At 72.3% G+C, this 23,915-nt stretch carries 18 protein-coding genes and 3 pseudogenes; 13 read left to right on the forward strand and 8 right to left on the reverse strand.

Translation table 11 applies throughout. The features are described from left to right. Positions 1-22 precede the first annotated feature (22 nt). The 4 genes and pseudogenes from AB0D10_RS33095 to AB0D10_RS33110 all read right to left on the reverse strand — a co-directional run. Positions 23-793 (reverse strand): annotated as a pseudogene (locus AB0D10_RS33095) (ABC transporter ATP-binding protein); the annotation flags it as partial. Further along, positions 790-1,782 (reverse strand): ABC transporter permease, encoded by a 993-nt coding sequence (locus AB0D10_RS33100; RefSeq protein ID WP_360262665.1) that lies wholly within the window; start codon positions 1,780-1,782, stop codon positions 790-792. The gene AB0D10_RS33100 and the pseudogene AB0D10_RS33095, both read right to left, overlap by 4 nt. Next, positions 1,779-2,720, reverse strand: coding sequence for an ABC transporter permease (locus AB0D10_RS33105; protein ID WP_360262666.1), 942 nt, complete (start codon positions 2,718-2,720; stop codon positions 1,779-1,781). Before AB0D10_RS33105 ends, AB0D10_RS33100 begins: the two co-directional genes overlap by 4 nt. Next, positions 2,717-4,411 (reverse strand): ABC transporter substrate-binding protein, encoded by a 1,695-nt coding sequence (locus tag AB0D10_RS33110; protein WP_360262667.1) that lies wholly within the window; start codon positions 4,409-4,411, stop codon positions 2,717-2,719. The genes AB0D10_RS33105 and AB0D10_RS33110 overlap by 4 nt, the downstream gene beginning before the upstream one ends. Before the next feature lie 98 nt (positions 4,412-4,509). Here AB0D10_RS33110 and AB0D10_RS33115 point away from each other — a divergent pair, with 98 nt between their 5' ends. Both AB0D10_RS33115 and AB0D10_RS33120 read left to right on the forward strand, forming a co-directional pair. Next, positions 4,510-5,478 carry a LysR family transcriptional regulator gene (locus AB0D10_RS33115; protein WP_360262668.1) on the forward strand — a complete coding sequence of 323 codons (969 nt, stop codon included), beginning with the start codon at positions 4,510-4,512 and terminating at the stop codon, positions 5,476-5,478. Positions 5,479-5,575: 97 nt separating this feature from the next. Next, positions 5,576-5,674, forward strand: a pseudogene (locus AB0D10_RS33120) (family 1 glycosylhydrolase); the annotation flags it as partial. Between the two features lie 120 nt (positions 5,675-5,794). Here AB0D10_RS33120 and AB0D10_RS33125 read toward each other — a convergent pair. Next, positions 5,795-8,050, reverse strand: a complete 2,256-nt coding sequence (locus AB0D10_RS33125) for an MMPL family transporter (protein ID WP_360262669.1) — start codon at positions 8,048-8,050, stop codon at positions 5,795-5,797. Between the two features lie 141 nt (positions 8,051-8,191). Here AB0D10_RS33125 and AB0D10_RS33130 point away from each other — a divergent pair, with 141 nt between their 5' ends. Beyond that, complete coding sequence (locus AB0D10_RS33130; protein WP_360262670.1) at positions 8,192-8,866, forward strand: TetR/AcrR family transcriptional regulator; 675 nt, start codon at positions 8,192-8,194, stop codon at positions 8,864-8,866. A gap of 340 nt (positions 8,867-9,206) precedes the next feature. Here AB0D10_RS33130 and AB0D10_RS33135 read toward each other — a convergent pair whose 3' ends face one another. Then, a complete protein-coding gene (locus tag AB0D10_RS33135; RefSeq protein WP_360262671.1) occupies positions 9,207-10,361 on the reverse strand; it encodes an NAD(P)/FAD-dependent oxidoreductase in 1,155 nt (384 codons plus the stop codon). 80 nt (positions 10,362-10,441) lie between these two features. Here AB0D10_RS33135 and AB0D10_RS33140 point away from each other — a divergent pair, with 80 nt between their 5' ends. The 6 genes and pseudogenes from AB0D10_RS33140 to AB0D10_RS33165 all read left to right on the forward strand — a co-directional run. Beyond that, positions 10,442-11,134: a TetR family transcriptional regulator gene (locus AB0D10_RS33140; protein WP_360262672.1), complete on the forward strand. Its 693-nt coding sequence runs from the start codon at positions 10,442-10,444 to the stop codon at positions 11,132-11,134. A gap of 127 nt (positions 11,135-11,261) precedes the next feature. Next, positions 11,262-11,402, forward strand: coding sequence for a hypothetical protein (locus tag AB0D10_RS33145; RefSeq protein WP_360262673.1), 141 nt, complete (start codon positions 11,262-11,264; stop codon positions 11,400-11,402). A 437-nt stretch (positions 11,403-11,839) separates the two neighbouring features. Further along, entirely contained in the window at positions 11,840-12,673 is an 834-nt protein-coding gene (locus AB0D10_RS33150) for a CPBP family intramembrane glutamic endopeptidase (protein ID WP_360262674.1), read from the forward strand. Further along, on the forward strand, positions 12,673-13,896 hold the full coding sequence (locus AB0D10_RS33155) for a histidine kinase (RefSeq protein WP_360262675.1): 1,224 nt from the start codon (positions 12,673-12,675) through the stop codon (positions 13,894-13,896). Before AB0D10_RS33150 ends, AB0D10_RS33155 begins: the two co-directional genes overlap by 1 nt. Further along, positions 13,893-14,552 carry a response regulator transcription factor gene (locus AB0D10_RS33160; RefSeq protein WP_360262676.1) on the forward strand — a complete coding sequence of 220 codons (660 nt, stop codon included), beginning with the start codon at positions 13,893-13,895 and terminating at the stop codon, positions 14,550-14,552. The genes AB0D10_RS33155 and AB0D10_RS33160 overlap by 4 nt, the downstream gene beginning before the upstream one ends. A gap of 184 nt (positions 14,553-14,736) precedes the next feature. After that, positions 14,737-14,898 (forward strand): annotated as a pseudogene (locus AB0D10_RS33165) (aminopeptidase); the annotation flags it as partial. A gap of 47 nt (positions 14,899-14,945) precedes the next feature. Here the strand turns inward: AB0D10_RS33165 and AB0D10_RS33170 are convergent. Continuing rightward, a complete protein-coding gene (locus AB0D10_RS33170) occupies positions 14,946-15,893 on the reverse strand; it encodes a DUF389 domain-containing protein (protein ID WP_360262677.1) in 948 nt (315 codons plus the stop codon). Between the two features lie 140 nt (positions 15,894-16,033). Here AB0D10_RS33170 and AB0D10_RS33175 point away from each other — a divergent pair, with 140 nt between their 5' ends. From AB0D10_RS33175 to zwf, 4 genes are all read left to right on the forward strand, one after another. Further along, positions 16,034-17,857, forward strand: a complete 1,824-nt coding sequence (locus AB0D10_RS33175) for a glycoside hydrolase family 15 protein (RefSeq protein ID WP_360262678.1) — start codon at positions 16,034-16,036, stop codon at positions 17,855-17,857. Beyond that, positions 17,854-18,780 carry a cyclase family protein gene (locus tag AB0D10_RS33180; protein ID WP_360262679.1) on the forward strand — a complete coding sequence of 309 codons (927 nt, stop codon included), beginning with the start codon at positions 17,854-17,856 and terminating at the stop codon, positions 18,778-18,780. The genes AB0D10_RS33175 and AB0D10_RS33180 overlap by 4 nt, the downstream gene beginning before the upstream one ends. Positions 18,781-18,962: 182 nt before the next feature. Next, positions 18,963-20,543: a GMC family oxidoreductase gene (locus tag AB0D10_RS33185; RefSeq protein WP_360262680.1), complete on the forward strand. Its 1,581-nt coding sequence runs from the start codon at positions 18,963-18,965 to the stop codon at positions 20,541-20,543. 16 nt (positions 20,544-20,559) lie between these two features. Then, complete coding sequence (gene zwf / locus AB0D10_RS33190) at positions 20,560-21,936, forward strand: glucose-6-phosphate dehydrogenase (RefSeq protein WP_360262681.1); 1,377 nt, start codon at positions 20,560-20,562, stop codon at positions 21,934-21,936. Positions 21,937-21,995: 59 nt separating this feature from the next. Here zwf and AB0D10_RS33195 read toward each other — a convergent pair whose 3' ends face one another. Continuing rightward, complete coding sequence (locus tag AB0D10_RS33195; RefSeq protein WP_360262682.1) at positions 21,996-23,765, reverse strand: cation:proton antiporter; 1,770 nt, start codon at positions 23,763-23,765, stop codon at positions 21,996-21,998. Between the last annotated feature and the right edge of the window lie 150 nt (positions 23,766-23,915).

Here is a 23,915-nt window from a genome sequence, read left to right on the forward strand (position 1 = left end):
GCAGCCGGCGCGGCAGCGGCCCGTCGATGCGGGGGACGCAGGCGAGCAGGCCGCGGGTGTACGGCTGCCGCGGGCGGTGGAAGACGTCGTGGACGGCGCCGCGCTCGACCGCGCGGCCGTCGCGCATCACGACGACCTGGTCGGCGAGTCCCGCCACCACGCCCATGTCGTGGGTGATCAGCATGATTGCGGTACCGGTCTCCCGCCGCAGCTCGCGCAGCAGGTCGAGGATCTGGGCCTGGACGGTGACGTCGAGCGCGGTGGTCGGCTCGTCCGCGATGAGCAGGTCCGGCTCCAGGCACAGCGCCATGGCGATCATCACGCGCTGCCGCATCCCGCCGGAGAACTCGTGCGGGTAGGAGCGGGCGCGTCGTTCGGCCTCGGGGATGCCGACCCGTTCCAGCATCCGGACGGCGACCCGGTGGGCCGCCTTCCGGCCGGCCCGGTGGTGAGCGCGGTAGGCCTCGGCGATCTGGAAGGCCACCGGGTAGTACGGGTTGAGGCAGGAGAGCGGGTCCTGGAAGACCATGGCGATCCGGTTGCCGCGCAGGCGGCGCAGGGCGCGCTGGTCGAGGCGGGTCAACTCGCGTCCGTCGAAGCGGATTTCGCCGCCGACGCGGGCATCGCGGGGCAGCAGTCCGAGGACGGCGAGGCTGGTGACGGACTTGCCGCTGCCGGACTCCCCGACCACGCCCAGGACCTGTCCGGCCGCGAGGTCGAGGTCGAGCCCGGCCACCGCCCGGACGCCTGACGCGAAGTCGACCGTGAGGTCCCGTACGGTCAGCAAGGTCATCCGACGGCCCTCACTCTCGGGTCCAGTGCGGCGTAACCGAGGTCCACCGCCAGGTTGGCGAGCACGACGAAGGAGGCGGCGAACAGCGTCACGCCGAGGATCACCGGCTGGTCCGCGCTCGCGATCGCGTCGGCGGCCAGCTTGCCGACGCCGGGCAGGCCGAAGACCGATTCGGTGATCAGCGCGCCGCCCAGCAGCGCGCCGAGGTCCATGCCGAAGATGGTCACGATCGGCATCAGTGCGGGTCGCAGCGCGTGTCTGCGGACCACGGTGACCTCGGACAGTCCCTTGGCGCGCGCCGTGCGAACGTAGTTGCGGCCGAGGCTCTCCAGCATCTCGCTGCGGGTGACCCGGGCGTACACCCCGGCGTAGAGCATGGCCAGGGTGATCCAGGGCATGACCATCGACTGCGTCCAGCCGATCGGGTCCTCGGTGAGGCGGACGGCGGTCGGGTAGGGCAGCACGTTCAGCTGGACCACCAGGAGGTACTGGAGCACCAGAGCGGTGAAGTAGATCGGCAGCGAGACCCCGCCGAGGGCGGCCGTCATGGCGGCGCGGTCCCACAGACTGCCGCGCCGCAGTGCCGACACCACGCCCGCCGTCACGCCGACGAACAGCCACAATGCCGCCGCACCGACGGCGATGGAGATGCTGACGGGCAGCCTGCTGGTGAGCATCTCCCAGACCGGCTGGTTCGTCTGGAAGCTGAAACCCAGGCAGGGGAAGGGGCACTGGACGGCCGTCGCCCCGCTGCCGTAGGTGCGCCCGGAGAGGATGCCGCCGAGGTAGTCCCCGAACTGTCCGAACGGGGAGCGGTCCAGCCCGAGGGTGGCTCGGATCGTGGCGAGCCGTTCGGGACTGCAGGCCTTGCCGCAGGCGCCCTGGGCCGGGTCGGCGGGCATCAGGTAGAAGATCGCGAAGGTGGCGGCGCAGATCACCACCAGGATGGCCGCGGTGACGGCCAGTCTTCGCAGCAGGTAGAGGATCATCGTGGCTTGCTCCGGGGGTCGAGCGCGTCGCGCACGGCGTCGCCGAGCACGTTGAAGGCGAGCACCGTGACGAACAGGAGGACGCCGGGGATGAGGAAGTAGGCGGGGTCGGAGGCGTACCAGGGCACGGCGGACGCGATCATCTGCCCCCAGGAGGGCGTGGGCGGTTGCACGCCCACGCCGAGGAAGGACAGCCCGGCCTCGGTGGCGATGCAGGCCGGGATCGACATCGTCGCCACCACCAGCACCGGCCCGGTCAGGTTGGGCAGCACCTCGCGCAGCAGCAGTGTCCGTCGGGACGCGCCGAGCACCCGGGCCGCCGCCACGAACTCGCCGCGGGCGAGCACCATCGCCTGCCCGCGTACGATCCGTCCGATGTACGGCCAGCCGAAGAGGCCGAGGACCATGATCAGCAACAGCCGACGGTCCGCCCCGGGCGCTGCCGAGATCAGGGCGATCATGAAGATCAGGCTGGGGAAGGACATCAGCAGGTCCATCAGCCGGCCGATCAGGGTGTCGGCCCAGCCGCCGAGGAATCCGGCGAGGAGGCCGAGCGCGGTGCCGAGGAGCGTGGAGACGGCGGTGGCCAGTACGGCGATCAGCAGTGAGACGCGCGCGCCGTACACGACCCGGGCGAGCACGTCCCGGCCGTTGACCGGCTCGACGCCCAGCCAGTGCTCGGCGCTGATGCCGCCGGCCCTACCGCGAGGCAGTCCGCCGAGCGCCGGGTCGACGGCTTCGCCGTGGAAGGCGGTCGGGGAACCACCGGTCAGCCAGGTGATCAGCGGGGCGGCCAGCGCGACCAGGACCAGCAGGGCGACCGCGGCCAGTGCGAGCGCTGTCGCGCGCTGGGACAGGAGCCTGCGCAGGACGGTCACCTGCGCGGTCCCGGCCGTGCGGGAACCCGTGTGCGTGGTCCCGGCGGCGCGGGCGCTCACCTGCGCAGTCCCAGCGAGACGAGGTCGAGTCGGCCGACGAAGGCGGTGTGCCCGTACGCGCCGGCCACGTTCGGCCCGACCAGGACGGCGGCCCGGTCCCAGAGGAACGGGACGACGGGTGCGTCCCGCATGATCCGCTTGGCGAGCTCGCCGTACGCCGCCTGCGCGGTGGTCGGGTCGCCGGCGGCGGCGATCTCGTCGAGCCGGGCGTCGACCTCGGGGGAGTCGTACTGGGAGCGGTTGTTGTTGCCCTCGGCGGTGATCAGCCTGCCGTCGAACAGGATCGGCAGGTAGGTGGAGGCGCCCGGCCAGTCCGGTGTCCAGCCGTCGATCAGCAGGTCGTGCTCGCGGGAGGGGCTGCCGATGGTGCTGTAGAACGCCGAGGAGCTGATCTCGTTGATCCGCACGGTGATGCCGGCCCGGGCGAGTGAGGCCTGCACGGCCTCGCCCTGCGCCTTGCCACCGGCCGTGGCCGGGGTGTCGAGGGTGAGTTCCAGGCCGGACGCGTGTCCGGCCTCGGCGAGCAGGGCTTTGGCCTTGGCCGGGTCGCCCTTGCCGTCCTGGCTCGGGTACGGGTCCTCGGGCGCCGCGCCGGGCAGGGTGGGCGGCAGCAGGGTGGTGGCGAGGTCGCCCGCGATCGGGCCGCCACGGGTGGTGCGCAGCGCGTCCTTGTCGAGTGCGTACGCGATCGCCTGGCGCACCCGGACGTCGTCCAGCGGCTTGTGCCTGGTGTTGATGCCGAGGAAGCGGGTGTTGATGGACTCGCCGGTGACCAGGCGCTGCTTCAGCCGGGGGTCACCCAGCGCCCGTCCGACCGAGGCCGGGCCGATGGGCTCCATCGCCACGGCGTTCGCGTCCTCGCCCTGGCCGGAGATCAGCCGCTGGTCGACCACGGCCGGGTCGAGGTTGAGGTCGATCACGACCTTGTCGGGCAGGCCCTTGCGGACGGTGTCGGTGGCCGGGTCCCACGAGGGGTTGCGCACCAGGGTGAGCTGCTTCTTGGGTTCGAACATGTCGATCCGGTAGGGGCCGGACGAGAACGGGCGGTTGTCGTAGCCCACGCCGGTGTCCTTGTCCTGCGGCACGGGCGCGAACATCGGCAGCGACACGGCCGAGCCGAAGTCGGCGACCGGCCGGTTGAGGTGGAAGACGACGGTCCGCTCGTCCGGGGTCTCGATCGAGGCGAGGCCGGCCTTGTCCTGGTACGGGCCCTTGTACGTGTCGCCGCCCGTCAGCCAGAGCCGGGCGTACGGCGGGCCCTCGGGCAGTTCGGCGGCGAAGGTGCGCTCGACGCCGTACTTGACGTCCTTGCTGGTGACGGTCCGGCCGTCCTCGAAGCGCGCGCCGTCCCGGAGGGTGAAGGTCCAGGTCCGGGCGCCGTCGGTGGGACGGCCGGTGTCGGTGGCGAGGTCCGGCACGATCTTTCCGCCGGCCTGGCCGGGCGCCGGGGCGAAGGTGGTGAGCGTCCGGTAGATCAGTCGGCCTACGTCCTGGGTGGAGGTGACGTACGCGCGGGCCGGGTCCAGGTGTTCCAGGTCGATGGTGGACAGGACGTGCAGGGTGCCGCCCTTCACGGGGACGGCGTCCCCGGGGGCCCCGGTCGATCCGGCCCCGGTCGATCCGGTGCAGGCCGCCGCGGACAGCAGCCCGAGGGCCGCCGCCAGGGCGCATGCGGCTCTTCGTGGCCTCATTCGTCCCCCTCTGGTGTGATATGACATTTCACATGTGGGACAAGATTGGGCCTTCGCGATCCCTTCCGGGAGCTCCCAGCTGTTCATAACATCCGGTTATGGAGCTTGAGATACGGCATCTCCGGATGATCTGCACGATCGCCGAAACCGGCAGCCTCACCCGCGCCGCCGCCTCACTACGGCTCAGCCAGCCCGGGCTCAGCGCCCAACTGCGCCGGATCGAGGCGATGTTGGGCGGGCCGTTGTTCGATCGTGGGCGCACCGGCGCCGTGCCGACCGCCTTCGGCGAGGCCGTGCTCACCCGCGCCCGCGCCGTCCTGCCCACCGTCGACGAACTGCTGAGCGCCTCCGCCCTGGCCGCCCGTTCCAGCAGCCCGGTCCCGCGCCTGCGGCTCGGTTCGGTCAACGCCCCGCTGATCGGCGGGCTGATCGACGCCTTGCGTGCCCACCTCCCCGAGGCCCGGATCGTCTCCCGCGCCCAGGGCTCGTCCGTCCCCCTGATCGAGGACGTCTCGGCCGGCCGCCTCGAAGCCGTCGTGGTCGGCGACTGCCCCGGCTACGAGCTGGCCGCGCGGCCCGGCGTCGTCCTGCGGCCGGTGGTCACCGAGCCCGTCTTCGTCGCCCTGCCGGCGGGCCACCGCCTCGCCGCCCGGCCGGAGGTCGGACTGGATGAACTCGCCGACGAGGACTGGGTGTCGCCCCGGCCGGACGACGACCGGGTCCGCGAGTACTGGTCCACCACCTTCCACGCGACCGGCCACCGGATGCGCACCGTGCACGAGGCGGAGGGGCGGCTGCTGATGGAGTTGGTCCGCAGCGGCAGCGCGGTGAGCCTGTGCCAGGCCACCTACGAGGAACTGCCCGGCATCGCCGTGCGGCCCATCACGGGCGACCCGCTCTGGTACCGGCACCTGATCGCCTGGCACCAGGCGGGTCCGCTGGCCGCCCTGGAGACGGCACTGGTCGAGCACGTCCGCGCGGCCCACCGGGTCGCGGCCGAGCGCAGCCCGGCGTACCAGCGGTGGCTGCGCGCGGCGGCCCGGCAACCCGAGGCGGTCGCCCGATGAGCGGCCGTCCGCCGCCACGGCTCGCCAACGACCGTGATCGTTGGGCGAGTCCAGCCGTCCGGCCGGCGGCGGGACACGATGACACCCTGTTCGACGGGCCGAGGGCTACCACCAGCGCTTCGGCCTCGTCCACGTCGACTTCGGAACGCAGCAGCGCACCCCGAAGGCCTCATACACCTGGTACCGCGATCTGATTGCCACTCATCATGCCCATGGTCCAGGGCCGGCGAGGCCGCCTGGGCGCTGGCGCCGCTCGCCGCCTTCCGCCGTGACCAGCGGACCGCGGGCGTCGTGGGGCGCCCGCGGTCCGCTGGTGCTAGCCGACCACCGCCGGGGAGCGGGGCGCCTCGGGGGCGGCCTCCGGCTGGTAGAACTCGGTGTGTCCTTCGACGTGGAGGTGGGGCAGGCGGCGGTCCAGCCAGGCGGGCAGCCACCAGTTGCCGCGGCCGAGCAGGTGCATCACGGCCGGTACCAGCAACAGTCGGACCAGCGTGGCGTCGATCAGGATGGCCGACCCCATGCCGACGCCGATGACCTTGATCGGCAGGTCGGGCGCCGGGACGAAGGCCGCGAACACGGCGACCATGATGGCCGCCGCCGCGGTGATCACCCGCGCGGTGCCCGCCAGTCCGCGGACGATGGACTCCGCGTTGTCGTCGGTGCGCAGCCAGGCCTCACGCATCCGACTCACCAGGAAGACCTCGTAGTCCATCGAGAGGCCGAACAGGACGGCGAAGGTCAGCACCGGGACGAAGGCCGGCAGCGGGGTGGGGCTGTCGATGCCGATCAACCGGCCGGCGGTGCCGCCTTCGAGGACGAGGGCGACCACGCCGTACGCGGCGCCGACGGAGAGCAGGTTCATCACAGCGGCCTTGAGGGCGACGGCGAGGCTGCGGAAGGCCACCAGGAGCAGGAGCATCGACACCGTGACCACGCCGCCGACCAGCAGCGGGATGCGGCGGGCGATGTTGTCGGTGCTGTCGATCGCGCTGGCGGTCGCCCCGCCGACGTGCACCCGGACGCCGGGGCCGACCGCACCCGGGATGACGTGATCGCGGAGGTCGCGGACCAGGGTCTTGGTTTCGCTGGACTGCGGACCGCTGTCCGGGACGACAGTGAGCAGCAGCGAGCGGCCGTCGGAGCCGGGCACCGCAGGGGTCACCGCCGTGACGCCGGGCACCGCCTCAAGCACGGTGGGCAGCGCGGCCGTCGCGTCGGCGGGGGTGCCCGGCGCCAACTCGGCGACCAGGACCAGCGGTCCGTTGCTGCCCGGTCCGAAGCCGGTGGCCACCGTGTCGTACGCCAGCCGGTTCGAGCGCCCGGCGGGGTCGTTGCCCGCGTCGGGGAAGCCGAAGCGCACGCCCAGGAACGGCGCCGCGAGCGCCAGCAGGACGACGACCCCGGTGACGGCACCGAGGACGCGGTGACGCTCGACGAGCCTGCTCCAGCGCAGCCAGCCGGCGCCCACGGGGCTCTCGCCCCGGGCGGCGCGGCGCTGGGGCAGGGGCAGCCGGAGGCGCTCGATGTGTCGGCCGAGGTAGCCGAGCAGGGCGGGGAAGAGCGTGGCGGACGCGGCGATCACGACGAGCACGGAGAGGATCGCCGAGACCGCGGCGCCGCGCATGAACGACAGGCCCATCGCGAACAGCCCGAGCATGCTGACCACCACGGTCATTCCGGCGACCACGACCGCGCGGCCCGCGGTGTCCAGCGCGGCGACCGTGGCGGCCTCGGGTTCGAGCCCCTCGGCGCGCCACTCGCGGAACCGGGTGACCAGCAGCAGCGCGTAGTCGATGCCGACGCCGATGCCCAGCATCGCGGCGAGCGAGGTCGACCAGTCCGGGACCGGCATGATCGCGGCGAGGACCGGCAGCAGGGCGCTGCTGACCGCGAGCCCGCCGAGCGCGGTGAGCAGCGGCAGGCTGGCGGCCACGACCGAGCCGAAGGTGATCACCAGGATCAGGGCGGCGGCCGCGATGCCGATGCCCTCCGAGCCGATCGCGCCCTGCTCGGCCTGCTGGACCGTCATGCCGCCGAGGTGGACGCGCAGGCCGCCGCCGACGGGGCGGGCGAGGTCGAGCAGCCGCTGGGTGTCCGCCTTCGGCATGTCGGGGGCGACGGCGACGTCCAGGTGGATCTGCCCGAGGGCGGTGCGGCCGTCGGCCGACACCTTGCCGCGCGGGCCGTACGGGTCGTCGATGTTGCTGACGTGCGGCACCTCGGCCATCCGGGCGAGCAGGTCCTTGACCCGGTCGCGGGTGGCGGTGTCGGTCACGCTGCCGTCGGAGGTCAGCACCAGGCTGATCGATTCACCGCCCAGCCCGGGGAAGTCCCGTGCCAGCAGCTGCTGGGCCTGCTTGGAGTCCGAGCCGGGCGCGGTGTAGTCGGCGCTGTACTTGGCGCCGAGGCCGGCCGAGAGGCCGAAGGCCGCGCCGGCGGCGAGCAGCCAGAGCAGTACTGTGCGGCCCCGGTTCCGGAAGCTCCAACCGGCTATTCGGCCGAGCGGGCCGGGCCTGTGTGACCCGCTCTCCCCGGCGGCTGTCCGCCGATCCTCGCGCAGTCCCTGGGACATGTGGTCCTCCGTGCGTCGTCAGGGGCTCCGCCCCCAGGCAAAGCGTTACGCTTCATAACGCGCCTTACGAAGCGTAACGTTTCCCTCGGCGGGTACGGATTGTCAACGCGGTGACTGGCGCAGCGAGCGGATGGAGATGCGATGACGGGTGGGTCGACGGATGGGAGCGGGGGGCGGAGCCGCCGTGAGCGGCTGCGCGCCGACACGGTGGAGGAGATCAAGCGCGCGGCCCTGAGCCTGATCGTCGAGCGCGGCGCCGCGAACCTCCGCTTCACCGACATCGCCCGCAGCATGGGGATGACCCCGCCCGCGCTGTACCGCTACTTCGCCGACCGGGACGAGCTGCTCACCGCCCTGGTCGCCGACTCGTACGACAGCCTGTCGGACGCGTTGACGGCGACCCGCGAGACCGTGCCGCCGGACGACCCGGACGGACGCTTCGTGGCCACCTGCATTGCCTACCGCACCTGGGCGCAGCGGAATCCGGAGCGCTTCGCCCTCATCTTCGGCTCCCCCGTGCCCGGGTACGCGGCCCCACCGGACGGACCGACCGTGGCGGCCGGCCGGCGGGCGATGGAGCACATGGCCGAACTCGTCGCCGACACGGCCGAACGCGGCCGGCTCGGCAGCCCGCTGGTGCCGGACGCGGCGGAAGCCCTGATGCTGGCCTGGGCCACCGTGCACGGCTTCGTCACCCTTGAGGCACACGGCCACTTCCACGCGCTCGACCAGCACGCGCGGGACCGCGTCTTCGCAGTCCAGGCGGGCGTCGCCGCGCGCACCGCAGGCCTGTCGTCGGCCGTGGACCAGCGGTGACCGAGGGCGTCCTGCGCCTGGTACCGCGACCTGATCGCCGCCCACCGGGCCCACAGTCCACAGTAGTTGGGCTCAAGTCGTCCTCGCGGCCCTGCCCGGCGCCGGGGGATGTATGACCGTTCGGCAACGGCAGAGAGGCCATCTGGATGGCACGGCCCGGTAGCCGGTGGGTCCGAGAAGCGATCGGTGCAGCCGTCCCTTCGTCCTGCGCCCCACGACCGGGAGGCGTGGGCCGGGGCTCTCATGCAGCACCGCCCGTGCGCAGGGTCGACGTTCCACGGGTTCACCTGGTGAGGACGAGCTCGGCCGCCCCCCGGTCGTCCGAACGCGGCGGTCACCTTCAGGACTGTGCCACCGCCTCGTCGTGTTCCCCCGGGTGCCCGCTGAAGAAGTCGACCAAGCTCTGCGGTGCGCGCTCGCCGAGGCAGAGGTCAAGAATCTCGTGGGCGTCGGCGTAGAAGGCCTCGCTGCGCGGGAAGAGCTCCTTCTCGTAGGCGGCGAGCGCCGCTTCGACGTCGTCGGGGTGCTGGGCGATGGCCTTGCCGAGTTCGGCACCGTCGAACATCGCCAGGTTGGCGCCGTCGCCGGACGGCGGCATCAGGTGCGCGGCGTCGCCGAGCAGCGTCACACCGGGCACCCGGTCCCAGCGGTGTCCGTCGGGGAGGGTGTGGATCATGCGTGCCACCGGGGCGGTCTCGCCGTCGGTGATCAGCGCGGTGAGGTGCGGCGTCCACCCGTCGAACTCGGCCGCGACCCGGGCGGTCGCGGCCGCGGTGTCGGTGAAGTCCGTGGCGGCGATCCACTCGGCCGAACGGTTCAGCTCGACGTAGGTGTGGAGGATGCCACCCGCCTCACGGTGGGCGACGATCCCCTTGCCGGGGGCGAGTGCGTACATGGCGCCTCGGCCGACCAGGGCGGCCGTCGCGGGGTGCCGCTCGTCGACGTTGTGCAGGTAGGTCTCGACGAACGTCGTGCCGGTGTAGCCGGGCCGGGCGTCGGAGAGCAGCGGCCGGACCCTGGACCAGGCGCCGTCCGCGCCGACCAGGATGTTGCTGGTCTCGGTCGAGCCGTCGGTGAAGGTCAGCTCGTGCCGGCCGTTGCCGAGCGGCCGGACGTCGGTGACCTTGCTGCCCCAGCGCACCGTTCCCTCGGGCAGGGAGTCGAGCAGGATCCGGCGCAGGTCGCCGCGGAGCACCTCGGGGCGTACGGCGGTGCCGTCGGAGGGGACGTCCAGCAGCAGCGTGCCGTGCTGGTCGAGCACCCGGGCGGCGTCGCCGCCCTCGTGGATGATCGCGCGGAACTCGTCGGTGAGGCCGGCGTCCGCGAGGGCACGCTGTCCGTCCTCCTCGTGGATGTCGAGCTGGCCGCCCTGGGTGCGGGACTCGGCGGAGGGGTCGGCCTCGTGGACGGTGGCGGGGATGCCGTGCACGTGCAGGACCCGCGCAAGGGTGAGGCCGCCCAGGCCCGCGCCGATGATCGTGACCGGTGTCGTCATGGTGTTCCCTTCGAAGCCATGGTGGAACGTTGTTCCATTCTCATGTTGGAACGGCGATCCATTCATGTCAAACTGTGTTCATGGCCATCAAGAAGCCGCGGGCTGTACGGCGCACGGACGCGCTGTCGAAGGAACGGATCGTGGAGGCGGCGATCGAGATCCTCGACTCCGACGGCGAGGGCGCGCTGACCTTCCGCACGCTCGCGGCCCACCTGGCCACCGGAAGCGGGGCGATCTACTGGCACGTCGCCAACAAGGACGACCTGCTGGCGGCGGCCACCAACGACGTGATCGCCCGGGTCATGGCGGACGTGCCCGGCGGCACGCGTCCGCGGGAGGCGATCCGGACCCTCGCGCTCGGGCTCTTCGACGCGATCGACGCACACCCCTGGGTCGGCACCCAGCTCTCCCGCGCGCCGTGGCTGGCCGCGATTCCGCAGATCTTCGAGGGTTTCGGCAGCCGGCTGGAGGGGCTCGGTGTGCCCGAGGGGGCGCAGTTCGACGCCACGTCCACGCTCGTGATCCATGTCCTCGGCGTCGCCGGACAGAACGCCGCCAACGCCCGCCTGTACGCGCACAGGACCGATCGGACGGCCTTCCTGGGTGAGATCGCCCAGCAGTGGGCCCAGCTCGATCCGGCTCGGTACCCGTTCGTGCACCGGGTGGCGGCGCAGTTGCCCGAGCACGACGACCGGGAGCAGTTCCTGGCCGGTATCGACCTCATCCTGGGCGGCATCGAGGCTGCCAACCCGGCTCCGTCCCCTCGGACCTGACTCGAACTCGAGCGGGACGGGGGCCGGCAAAGAACCGGGTGCCGCGCGCTCGGAGGCGGAGTTCCAGCGCAGTTCCGGCAACACCGGCCTCAGTCTCAACGACGACTCGTGGGACTACCCCCGTGCCATGGGCGACGCCTGGCACGCCGACGAGCTGGAAACCCGGCGCCGGCAGGCTGTCGAGGCCCGGGCCTTCGTGGAACGTCCCGGCGCCGGAACCGCGCTCATCCCCTGCCCGCCGCCGGGCTCGATCGGCTACCCGGCCTGAGGAGGGGCGGATTGGCGCGGCGGCAGATACTCAGGCTCCGGTCAGCCGGCCTTCTTCGATACCGCCGAGAACAAACCCGTTCTCGAAGCGCACCCTGTACCTGATCTGAGCGCCGGCTCCGGCGTCGAAATGGCGATGCAGCCAGTGGGTCACCAGCGGTTCGGCCGCGCCCCGTCGCGGGACGTTCCGCCGGAGTACGGACCATGGCAGACGATCTGCGGACTGTTCCGCCGCCGGCCGCGTCAGGGTGTCCGCAAGCAGATCCTGGCGCCCCGGGAGAGGAGGCTGGGGGTCTGTCCCCCATGAGAGCTACGTGCAGGTGTCCTCTGTGAGGTGACGATTCCCGATCACCGTTTCCCTAGCGTTCGGTTCAGCCGCGGCGCCCTGGCCGCGGACCGGACAAGGAACCGGAAACGGAACCGAAAGAAGGAGTCGTCATGAAACCGGTGTGGCAGATCCTGGCCGTGGTCCTGGCCGGTGCGGTCGGCGGTCAAGGTGCCACCGCGGTCCAGGACGATCCGTGGCTCTCGCTCCTCGTGGGCGGCCTGACGGTCGTGCTCTCGGTGCTCGTCTACCGATGGGTCGTGGGGCGTACCGAGGGGCGCCCGGTCACGGAACTGGCCCGCGAGGGAGCGCCCGGGGCGCTCCTGCGGGGCCTGGTGATCGGGGTCGCGATGTTCGGGTCCGTCATCGCGAACATCTACGTCCTCGGGGACTACAAGGTCCACGGCTTCGGCTCGCCGACAGGGGCGATCGGGCTGGTCGGCTTCATGGCGGGCGCCGCCGTCACGGAGGAACTGATGTTCCGCGGCCTGCTCTTCCGGCTCGTGGAGCGCGGCCTCGGAACGTACATCGCGCTGGCCCTGTCCGGCACGGTGTTCGGCGCGGCCCACCTGCTCAACCAGGACGCCACCGTGCTGGGCGCCGTCGCCATCGCGATCGAGGCCGGCGGCATGCTCGCCGCCGCGTACGCCGCCACCCGCTCCCTGTGGCTGCCGATCGGCCTGCACTTCGGCTGGAACTTCGCGGAGTCCGGCATCTTCGGCACCGAGGTCTCGGGCAACGGCGACACGCACGGACTGCTGGACGCCTCGACGGCGGGGGCCAAGCTGATCACCGGTGGCGAGTTCGGCCCGGAGGCCAGTGTGTACGCGACGCTGTTCGGCGCGCTGCTCATGGTCGTCTTCCTGCGGCTGGCCCGTCGGCGCGGCCACATCGTCCCCCGGCAGCGTGCCGAGCGTGTCGACGCCCTCGCTACACTCGCCCGGTGATGAGCCTTCAGGAGGCCGGTCAGGTGTGGCGCCGGCTCGACGTCACCCTCCGTGACCTCCCTCTCGGGGCACTGTTCCTGGTCGCGTCGTTCCTGCCGGGACTGCGCGGCCACGGGACGCAGGTCGGGGACCTGCCGACCCGCCCCTTCGACGCGCTGGCCGTCGTGGCCCTCGCGTTCGAATGCCTCTCCCTCGTGGTGCGCCGGCGGTGGCCGGTCATCTGTCTGGCCCTGGTGGCGTGCGGCTTCGCCCTCGACCAGTTGTGCGGCTACCACTCGGCCGCCGGTACCGCCCTGCCCGTCGCGCTGATCAGTGCGGGCTCCCATCTGGAACAGCGTCGGCGCACCACCGTGGTCCTCCTGTCCGCGGTGTACGTGTCGCTGGCGATCGCGCTCGCCCGGCTCGGTTCGGGCGGCGAGACGGCGACGGACTTCGTGACGTTCTACCTGACGCTCGCCCTGGCCTGGGGAGCCGGGGCGTGGCTGCGTTCCACACGGGCCGCGGAGGCCGCACGCCGCGAGCGTGTGGCCGCCGGGACCCGTACCGCCGAACGGATCCGCATCGCCCGCGAGTTGCACGACGTGGTGACCCACCACGTGACCGCGATGGTCGTACAGGCCGAAGCCGCCCGCTACCTGACTGCCGCTCCCGAGCGGCTGGAGCAGTCCCTGACCGCTGTCAGCGACACCGGCCGCCGCGCCCTCACCGACCTGCGTCACCTGCTGGACCTGCTCAACCCCGGCCACGGCGTCGGCCACGACACCGACCACGGCACCGACCACGGAGTCGGCCACGGCATTGGCCCGGCGGAGGCCGCGCAGGCCAGGACACCGGCCGTCGGCAAGGTCCTCACGCTCGTCGAGCAGACCCGCCGGGCCGGACAGCCCGTGGACTTCACCGAGCGGGGCACGCCGCCGGCCTCGACCGGAAGCGCCGACCTCGTCGCCTACCGGGTGGTGCAGGAAGCACTGACCAACGCCCTCAAGTACGCTCACGGCAGCCGCACTTCCGTGCAGATGCAGCGCGGCACGAGGGAGATCACCGTGGAGGTCACCACGGACGGAACCGGCTCACGCGCCACTGCCGTCGCCGCCGGCAGCGGACGGGGCCTGGCGGGCCTGCGCGAGCGCGTCGACGTCCTGGGCGGTGACTTCAGCGCCGGCCTCGGCCCGGACGGCGGCTTCACCGTGCGGGCACGCATCCCCGCCGACGGCACCTCGTGAGCGCACCGATCCGGGTCCTGGTCTGCGACGACCAGATGCTGGTCCGCACCGGCCTGGTCACCATCATCGGCGCCCAGCCCGACATGGAGGTGGCGGGCGAGTGCGGAGACGGACGGACCGGAGTCGACCTTGCCGGCAAGGTACGACCCGACGTCGTCGTGATGGACATCCGCATGCCGGTCCTCGACGGCCTCGAAGCCACCCGCCTGCTGGCCGGCGCCGGAGTGCCCCACCCCGTCAAAGTCCTCGTGGTGACCACGTTCAACCTGGACGAATACGTCTACGAGGCACTGCGCGTCGGTGCCAGCGGATTCCTCCTCAAGGACGCCCCTCCGGACCGGCTGCTCCACGGCATCCGGACCGTGGCCACCGGCGCGGCCCTCCTCGACCCCGACGTGACACGCAGACTCGTCGGGCGCTACGCCGCCCGCATCCGTCCCGCCGAGAAGACCCACCGAGACACCCCGCTCACACCTCGTGAACTGGAAGTCCTCCGCCTCATCGCCGACGGCCTCTCCAACAGCGAGATCGCCGCAACCCTCGTCATCAGCCATGAGACCGTCAAGACCTTCGTCTCCCGCATCCTCACCAAACTTCAACTCCGCGACCGCGTCCAGGCCGTCGTCTATGCCTACCGCCACGGCCTGGTCACCTGACCGGGAGTTCCGCCCCCGGTCCCGAGGCGAGCGTTCCGCTGCGCGAGGGCCGGAATTCGCTCGCGGCGCGGGCAGCGGTTCGGGTGGCCACCCGGCAAGCAGGTCCGTCCGGACGTCCACCGGAGCTGCTGCCCCGGGCTGAGGGTGCCGGACCGTGGTCCCGGGAGTTCCCGCACGAGACCAAGACGGTGCCAAGGCCGACTCGTACATCACCCCGGAGAACGACGCTCCGCTGCGCCGCTCCGACCGGCGCGGGCAGACCTGCCACTGGATCTCGGAGCTGCACCTCGTCGACCGCGAGCTGGGCTCCGGCGGGTTCTACGAGCAGCTGCTCGACCTCGGGTGACAGCGACGGCGCTGCCCGGGGCCCGTGCGCCCGTCGGCTGCGTCGACTCACCCGGTTCGGCGTCGTGAGGCGCCGATCCTTCGCCAGACGGCGCGCTGGAGCCGCAGCACGAGGACGCCCATCACCACCAGGACGACGATGTTGAGGAGCAGTTGGAGGAAGGAGCCCCAGGCCTCGCGGTAGCTGCCGAACGCGCAGGAGACCGCCAGGTCGGAGGCCGCGGGGATGGTGGTCACCGAGATGAAGACGCCCAGCAGCGCGCTGGTCCTCGCCTCGGTCAGGGAGAGGATGCCGACGATTCCTGCCAGGACGGCGACGGCGACCGAGAAGAAGTTGGGCGTGTCGATGAGGTTGGAGACCGGCCGGATGCCCAGGGTGAAGGCCTTCGGCTGGAGCCCCGCGCCGCGGATCAGCAGGGCGAACGCGAAGGTGGTCACGATGGCCAGCGCGAACCCGAGGGCGAGGGCCCGCACGCCCCGCCGGACGCTGCGCCGGACGCCGCGGTCGAGGCCGAGCGCGATGGCGGTGATGGCCCCGTACTCCGGCCCGACCACCATGGCGGCGACGATCAGGATCTGGGAGTTGGTGAGGATCCCGACCGCGCCGATCAGGCCCGCGATGACGAGGTAGGCGTAGAAGCTCGGCAGGTACGTCCCCTCGGCGCGGATCCGGGCCTCGACGGCCGCCCACAGGGGCGCGTGGGCGAGCGGCCCGAGCTGTTCGGTCTCGGCGGCCGCCGCCCGCTCGGAGAAGGCCATGTCGACCTGCTCGATCACGATCGAGCCGTGCCGGTCCAGGTGCAGCTCCCGGAGGCCGCGGAGCACGTCGTCGGCCGCGCCCTTGAGGACGTCGCACTGGACGGCGTCGCCGTGGGGGTGGTGCGCCAGTCCGCGCTGGACCACGAGGTTGAACACGAAGGGATCCTCGGCCAGCAGGCCGACGATCCGCTCGGTGAGCTCGGGCGGGCTCACCGCGCGGACGTGGATCAGGTCCATCCAGGCCTCCACTGCTCGGGATCGCCGCGGGGCCCGGGCCGGCCCGGCGGTCCCATCGCGCGCGCAGGCCGAACATATCGGACAGTGGCTGGAGAAGGATTTTCATCGGACGGAGTTCCGCCGACCTTCGGAGAATCGCCATGGAGCGCTACCCGCTCATCGCCGATCACGGCCTCGTGGGGGACCTGCAGACCACGGCGCTGGTGTCCGCGGAAGGCGTCGTCGACTGGTTCGCGGCCCCGCGGTTCGATTCACCGAGCGTGTTCGCCGCGCTGCTGGACCACGACCGGGGCGGCTACTTCCGCCTGTCGCCCGAGCACCCCGAGGACACCCGCAAGCAGCTCTACTACCCGGACACGGCGGTGCTGGTCACCCGGTTCATGTCGCCGGACGGGGTCGGCGAGGTGGTGGACTGGATGCCGCCGGACCGCACGAACCGCCCCACCGACCGGCACACCCTGGTCAGGCTGGTGCGGGCGGTGCGCGGCAGGGTCCGGTTCACCCTGGAGTGCCGGCCGCGGTTCGACTACGGGCGGGCCGCCCACGAGCTGCGGCTGGTCCCCGAGGGCGCCTCGTTCCACGCGCCGGGCATCGCCGCGCACCTGCAGAGCACCTTCCCGCTGGAGCGGGAGGGCGACGACGTCCGCGGCGAGGTGGTCCTGAACGCGGGCGAGTCCGCCGTTGCCGTCCTGACGGTCTGCGGACCCGACGGCGAGGCGCCCGCCCCGCTCGAACTCGGCGCGTTCCACGAGCGGATGTGGGAGGTCGGCGAGTTCTGGCAGGCATGGGTGCGCACCTCCCACTACCGGGGCCGCTGGCCGGACATGGTGAATCGCTCGGCGATCACCCTCAAGCTGCTCACGTACTCGCCCACGGGTGCGCCGATCGCCGCCGCCACCATGGGCCTGCCCGAGCAGGTCGGCGGTGAGCGCAACTGGGACTACCGCTACTCCTGGGTCCGCGACGGTTCGTTGTCGGTCCGGGCCTTGCTCGACCTCGGGTTCGTCGAGGAGGCGGCCAGGTTCACCAAGTGGCTCGGGGACCGGATGCACGACCTGGCGGACTCCCCCGGGGAGCGCCTGCAGATCATGTACCGGGTCGACGGGGACCCCAACCTCACCGAGGAGATCCTGGGGCACCTGGAGGGCTACCGCGGCTCCTACCCGGTGCGCGCCGGGAACGCCGCCGCCGACCAGCTGCAGCTCGACATCTACGGTGAGGCGATGTACGCCCTGGCGGAGGGCCAGGAACTCGGCGTGCAGTCGGGCTACCACGGCTGGAAGGGTCTCGCCCGCACCGTGGACTGGCTGGCCGACACCTGGGACCGGCCGGACGAGGGCATCTGGGAGACCCGCGGCGGGCGTCAGAACTTCACCTACAGCCGGGTGATGTGCTGGGTCGCGCTCGACCGGGCCCTGCACCTGGCGCGCGAGTACAGCAGGCCCGCCGACACGTCGCGCTGGACGGCGGCCCGCGACGCCATCCTCGAACAGGTCATGGAGCAGGGGTGGAGCGAGACCGAACAGGCGCTCGTCCAGCACTACGACGGCGACGTCCTGGACGCCTCGCTGCTGCTCATCCCCCGGCTCCGGTTCATCGCGCCGAGGAGTCCGGGCTGGCTGAACACCCTGGACGCGATGGAGCGCAAGCTGGTCTCCGACAGCCTGGTCTACCGTTACGACCCGGCCGCCTCGCCGGACGGCCTGCGCGGTTCGGAAGGCACGTTCAGCCTGTGCACCTTCCTGTACGTGGACGCGCTGGCCAGGGCGGGGCGGCTGCGCCAGGCGCGCTACACCTTCGAGAAGATGCACACCTACGCCAACCACGTCGGGCTGTTCGCCGAGGAGATCGGGCCCAGTGGTGAGCAACTCGGCAACTTCCCACAGGCGTTCACCCACCTCGCGCTGATCATGGCCGCCACCACGCTCGACGAAGCGCTCGACAGGCAGCAGCGGCGCGGATGACCACGGAACAGCCCACGCTGAGCGAGGCCGACTTCGGCGCGCTGTACCGGACGCTGCGCTCGCGCTCGGCGTGGGCCGCCGGCGAGCGCGGCGCGCTGGTGGCGCTCACCCCCGAACGCGTGGCGGCCGCCGCCGGCGTGGTGCGGACGGGCCGTACGGTCGGCCTCGCCGCGCCCGTGGAGACCCTGCCGGGACCGGACAACCCCGAGCCGGCGCAGCACCGGATGACGGCGGTGCCGGACGGCCGGTCGGACGGGCTCGACTTCGCGATGGACCGCTTCGCCATGAACGTGCACGGCGACGCCGACAGTCACCTCGACGCCCTGTGCCACGTGGTCTACGACGGCACCCTGCACGGCGGCGTGCCGGTGGACGGCGTCACGGAGTCCGGGGCCGCGGCGCTGTCCGTCGAGGTGGCCCGGGACGGGATCGTCGGCCGCGGTGTCCTGCTCGACGTCCCGAGGCTGCGCGGCGTGCCGTGGCTGGAGCCCGGGGACCACGTCACCGCGGAGGACCTCACCGCCGCCGAGGCCGCCCAGGGCGTCCGGGTGGGCGAGGGCGACCTGCTCCTCGTCCGGGTGGGCCACCGCAGGCGCCGCACCGAGCTCGGGGCGTGGCCCGCCGCGGGGGCGCGCGCCGGGCTCCATCCGTCCGCGCTGGGGTTCCTGGCGGACCGCCGGGTCTGCGTACTCGGCAGCGACGGGAACAGCGACACCGCCCCGAGCTCGACCCGGGGCGTCGACTTCCCGGTGCACGTCCTGGCCGTGCACGCGATGGGGCTGCACCTGCTGGACTACCTGTGCTTCGAGGAACTGGCTCCGGTCTGCGCGCGGGAGCGGCGGTGGGCGTTCCTCTGCGTGGTGGCCCCGCTCCGGCTGCCGGGCGCCACCGGCTCCCCGGTCAACCCGATCGCGGTCCTGTGACGGTCACCCCGCTGACCGCAGCCCGCAGCCCGTAGCCGGGGCCGGAGCCCGCGACGGGGGCGATCGGGTGAACGCGGACGCGCCTGGAAGCCGTCGTTCCGTGGACCGCACGAGCGCCCGTTGCCTTCCGGTCTTGCAGTGAATGCCCGATGTCCCCAACGGCGAGAAGGACGTGACCCGGCGTGGCCGACGACCAGCACTACGACGTCATCGTGATCGGCACCGGCGCGGGCGGAGGCACGCTCGCCCACCGGCTCGCCCCCACCGGCAGACGCGTCCTGATCCTGGAACGCGGGGACTACCTGCCGAGGGAGCGGGACAACTGGGACTCCACCGCGGTCTTCGTCACGGGCAGGTACCGCGCCCCCGAGTTCTGGTACGACAAGAACGGCGACCGGTTCCCGCCCGAGGTGAACTACTACGTCGGCGGCAACACCAAGTTCTACGGCGCCGCGCTGTTCCGGCTGCGCCCCGAGGACTTCGGCGAACTCCGCCACCACGGCGGGATCTCGCCCGCCTGGCCGATCCGCTACGAGGACCTGGAGCCGTACTACACGCAGGCCGAGCACCTCTACCTGGTCCACGGGCGGCACGGCGAGGACCCGACCGAGGGCCCGGCGGGCGCCCAGTACGCGCACCCGCCGGTGGAGCACGAGCCCCGCATCCAGCAGCTCAGCGACGACTTGGAGAAGAAGGGGCTGCACCCGTTCCACCTGCCGATCGGCGTGGACCTCACCCAGGACGGCGACGGCCGGCCCACCCGCACCAGCGCCTGCATCCGCTGCGACCGGGTGGACGGCTTCCCGTGCCTGCTGGGCGCCAAGTCCGACGCGCAGGTGATCTGCGTCGATCCCGCACTGGAACACGGCAACGTGACGATGGTGACCGGCGCGAACGTGCGGCGGCTGGAGACCGACCCGACCGGACGCACCGTCACCGGGGTCGTCGCCGAACTCGCGGACGGGACCACGACGGCCTTCCGCGCGGACATCGTGGTGGTGGCCTGCGGGGCGGTCAACTCCGCTGCCCTGTTGCTCCGTTCGGCGAACGACGCGCACCCGGGCGGCCTGGCCAACCGCTCGGACGTGGTGGGCCGCCACTACATGCGGCACAACAACCTGGCGCTGATGGCGGTCTCCAAGGAGCCCAACCCCACCCGCTTCCAGAAGACCCTCGCCCTGCACGACTGGTACCTGGGCGCCGACGACTGGGACTTCCCGCTCGGCGGCGTCCAGATGCTCGGCAAGTCCGACACCGACCAGATCCACGGCGAGGCGCCGCGCTGGGCGGGCGCGGTCACCCCCGACCTGCCCTTCGAGATGCTCGCGCACCACTCGGTCGACTTCTGGCTGTGCGGGGAGGACCTCCCGCTGCCGGAGAGCCGGGTCACCCTCGACCGGGACGGCGACATCCACCTGGCCCTCGACGAGAAGAACAACATCGCCGGGCTGGAACGGCTCCGGCACAAGCTCCAGGGCATGCTCGGCCACCTCGGCATGCACGAGCACCACCTGCTGCCGCACAGCATCTACCTGCACAAGGGCATGCCCATCGGCGCCACCGCCCACCAGGCCGGCACCGTGCGCTTCGGTACCGATCCCCGGAGCTCCGCCCTCGACGTGGACTGCAAGGCCCACGACCTCGACAACCTCTACGTCGTGGACACCAGCTTCTTCCCCAGCATCGGCGCGGTGAACCCGTCACTGACCGCTATCGCCAACGCCCTTCGGGTCGGCGACGTCATCGCCGCCCGACTGAAGTAGAGCAGGAGAGACCGAGATGGCGACCGATCGGATGGACGCGCTGGTGATCTTCGGCGCGACCGGTGACCTGGCCAAACTGGAGACCTTCCCGGCGCTGGTCGGCCTGGTCGAGCGCGGGGTGCTCGACGTCCCCGTCGTCGGGGTGGCCAAGAGCGGCTGGGGCCTGGAGCAGTTCCGCGACTACGCGGCGGCCTCGCTGCGCCTCAACGGCATGGACCCGGACGGCGCGGCCGCGCAGAAGATGCTCCGACTGCTGCGCTACGTCGACGGCGACCTCGACGACGACGCCACCTACACGGCGATGTCCGAGGCCATGGGCCCCGGCGGCGACGCCCTGTACTACCTGGAGGTGCCGCCCCCGCTGTTCGGACGCATCGCCAGGGGCATCGCGACGGCCGGCCGCGCCAAGGGCGCCCGGGTGATGGTCGAGAAGCCGTTCGGGACGGACCTGGAGAGCGCCGGGCGGCTCAACGCCACCATGCACGAGTACTTCCCGGAGGACGCGATCTACCGCGTCGACCACTGGCTCGGGCTCGACCCGGTGGAGAACGTGCTGTTCGCGCGGTTCGCCAACTCGGTGGTCGAACCGCTGCTCAACCGGACGCACGTCGAGAGCGTCCAGATCACCATGGCCGAGTCCTTCGACGTCTCCGACCGCGGCAGGTTCTACGACCGCACCGGTGCGATCCGGGACGTGGTGCAGAACCACATGCTCCAGGTCCTCGCGAGCGTCCTCGCCGACCCGCCGTCCGGCGAGGGGCTGTCCTCGTGGCGGGACACCAAGGCCCAGCTGGTGTCCTCGCTGCGCCCGCTCACGCCCGGGAACACCGTGCGCGGCCAGTACGAGGGGTACCACCAGGTGCCCGGGGTCGATCCGGGGTCGACGGTGGAGACTTACGCCGCCGTCCGGCTCGCGTCCGACTCCTGGCGCTGGGCGGACGTGCCGATCGTCATCCGGGCGGGCAAGTGCCTGCCGGTCACCGCCACGGAGGTCACCATCAAGTTCCGTGCTGCGCCCCACGACGTGTTCGGCCTCCGACCCGTCCAGGCCGTGAACGCCCTGAGGTTCCGGGTCTGGCCGGAGACCCGGGTGGCGCTCACCCTCGCCGGGAAGCGCCCCGGCGCGGGCTGGGCGGTCCAGCACGAGGAACTGGCCTTCGCGCAGCAGCCGGGATCCGACATGCGCCCCTACGACCGGCTGATCGGAGCCGCCCTCGACGGGGACCGCTGGCTGTTCGCCCGGCAGGACACCGTGGAGGCCGCCTGGCGGATCGTCGACCCGGTGCTGGGGGACGCCGCGCCGGTGCATCCGTACGCCCGGGGCAGCTGGGGCCCGGCGCAGGCCGACGCGTTGCTGCCCGCCGGCGACGACTGGTACGACCCGGTCGCCTGACGCTCCGAACGGCCCGGTCGTGGCCGGGGACGTCGCCCGGGTCGCCACCGGGCCCGGGCTCAGCCCGGCTCGGGCCGCCGGGCCGGGCCGAGCAGGACCAGGACGTCCCCGGCCTCCTCGTCCGGCAGGCGGCCGCCCACGGCCGGGGCGAGCGCGCCGTCCGACCGGATCCGGAACAGCAGGTCGTACCCGGCCGGGATCGCCCCGGCTCCGGGCCTCGCCACGACCGGCGCCCCGTCGGCGTACCGGCGGGCCAGCTCCGGCCGGACCAGGGGCTCACCGAAGAGGATCTCGCCGCCGGTGTACGGCGCCACCACTCCGTGGCTGCCGCGGGGCGGCCCCAGACGGTAGACCGCGCCCTCGACGCTGCCCTGCAGGATCGTCGCGGCGAGCGCGTTGAAGTCGTCCTCGTCGGTCAGCAGCAGGACGGCCGTGATGCCCTCCAGTTCCGCGCCCTGCCCGGTGGCCGCCGCCAGCAGCTCACCCGGCGCCAGCTCCAGGCCGGTCGCCCTGATCCGTTCGCGCTCCGGTTCGAGGCCGGCCCACATCAGCACGTCCAGGCCCGCCGAGCGGAGGACCTGGCCGAGTTCCACCACCCAGAGCGCGCCGCCGACCAGCAAGGGCCGCGAGCGGGCGGAACGCCTGACGTCCAGCAACCTCGCGGCCGGTACCGCGGTGAATCCGTAGACCGCCACCGTGGCGACGATGACCAGGAAGGTCACGGGAAGGATCTTCGCGGCCCCGCCGACACCGTCCGCGACCAACGTCGTGGAGAAGGTCGAGGCCGTGGCTGCCGCGACGATGCCGCGCGGGGCCATCCAGCCGATGAAGGCGCGTTCGCCCTGCGGAAGGTCGGTTCCGAGCGTGGACAGCGCCGCCACCAGCGGTCTGACAACGACGACCAGCACGGCGACCAGGCCGAGCGTCGGGAGCAGGAGGCCGGTGAGCGAGGGCGGGCTGATGGTCGCCGAGATGGAGATGAACAGCAGTCCGATGATCAGCTGGACGAGGATCTCGAAGAACGGATTGCGTGAAGGGACGTCGAAGGACGGGAGGTTGGCGACGGCCACGCCCATGGCCACGGCCGCGATGAGGCCGGTGTCGTCGCGGAGGGCGTCGCAGACCGCCGCCGCGCCGATCACCGCGGCGAGCTGCACCGACGTGCCGAGCGGCTCGGGAATCCGGAACCTGGCCAGCAGCAGCCACAGCACCGCCGTTCCGACCAGCGCGCCGGCGAGCCCGACCGCGACGCTCAGCAGCAACTGGCCGGCCCGCTCGCCGACATGGGCATGGGTACTCGCGATGACCGAGTGGAAGACCAGGGCGCCCAGGATCGCGCCGATCGGGTCGATCAGCGAACCCTCCCAGGTGAGGATCTGCTGCAGCCGCTCCACCGGGCGCACGAAGTTGAGCAGCGGCCCGACCACCGTCGGGCCGCTGACCACGAGGATCGCGCCGAGCATCAGCGCGGCACGGGAGGACATACCCAGGAACTGTGCCGCGAGGAGGGCGGCGGCCGTCCCGGTGACCACCACGCCGATCAGGAGCAGCCTGACCACGACGCGCCGGTTGTGTCCCCGGAGGTGTTTCAGGTCCAGGCCGAGGCCCGCGTCGTAGAGGATCAACGCCACGGAGAGCGACACCAGGGGGGAGAAGGCCGGGCCCAGCAGCCGCTCGGGGTCGAGGTCGTCGGTGAGCGCGCCCGCCGTGAACCCGACCGGTAGCAGGACGATCAGCGCGGGGACGCGCAGCCACCTCGCCAGCACCTGGGAGCCGACCGCGAGCACCGCTGTCAGCCCCAAGCCCAGGAAGATCGCGTCGGTGGTCATGGATCCGCACTGTGCTGGTGCCGACCGCACGAGTCAAGCACGACACGGCCCGCGGCCGCGGCCCGGCCTGGCCCGGGCGCTCGCAGGCCCGCTCGACGTCGGCCGGCAGGTCGGTCTCCTCGTCCGGGCCGGTGACCGCGTCGAGGAGGC

Origin of the sequence: Kitasatospora sp. NPDC048545 (genome assembly GCF_040651155.1) — a bacterium.
GTDB lineage: Bacteria > Actinomycetota > Actinomycetes > Streptomycetales > Streptomycetaceae > Kitasatospora.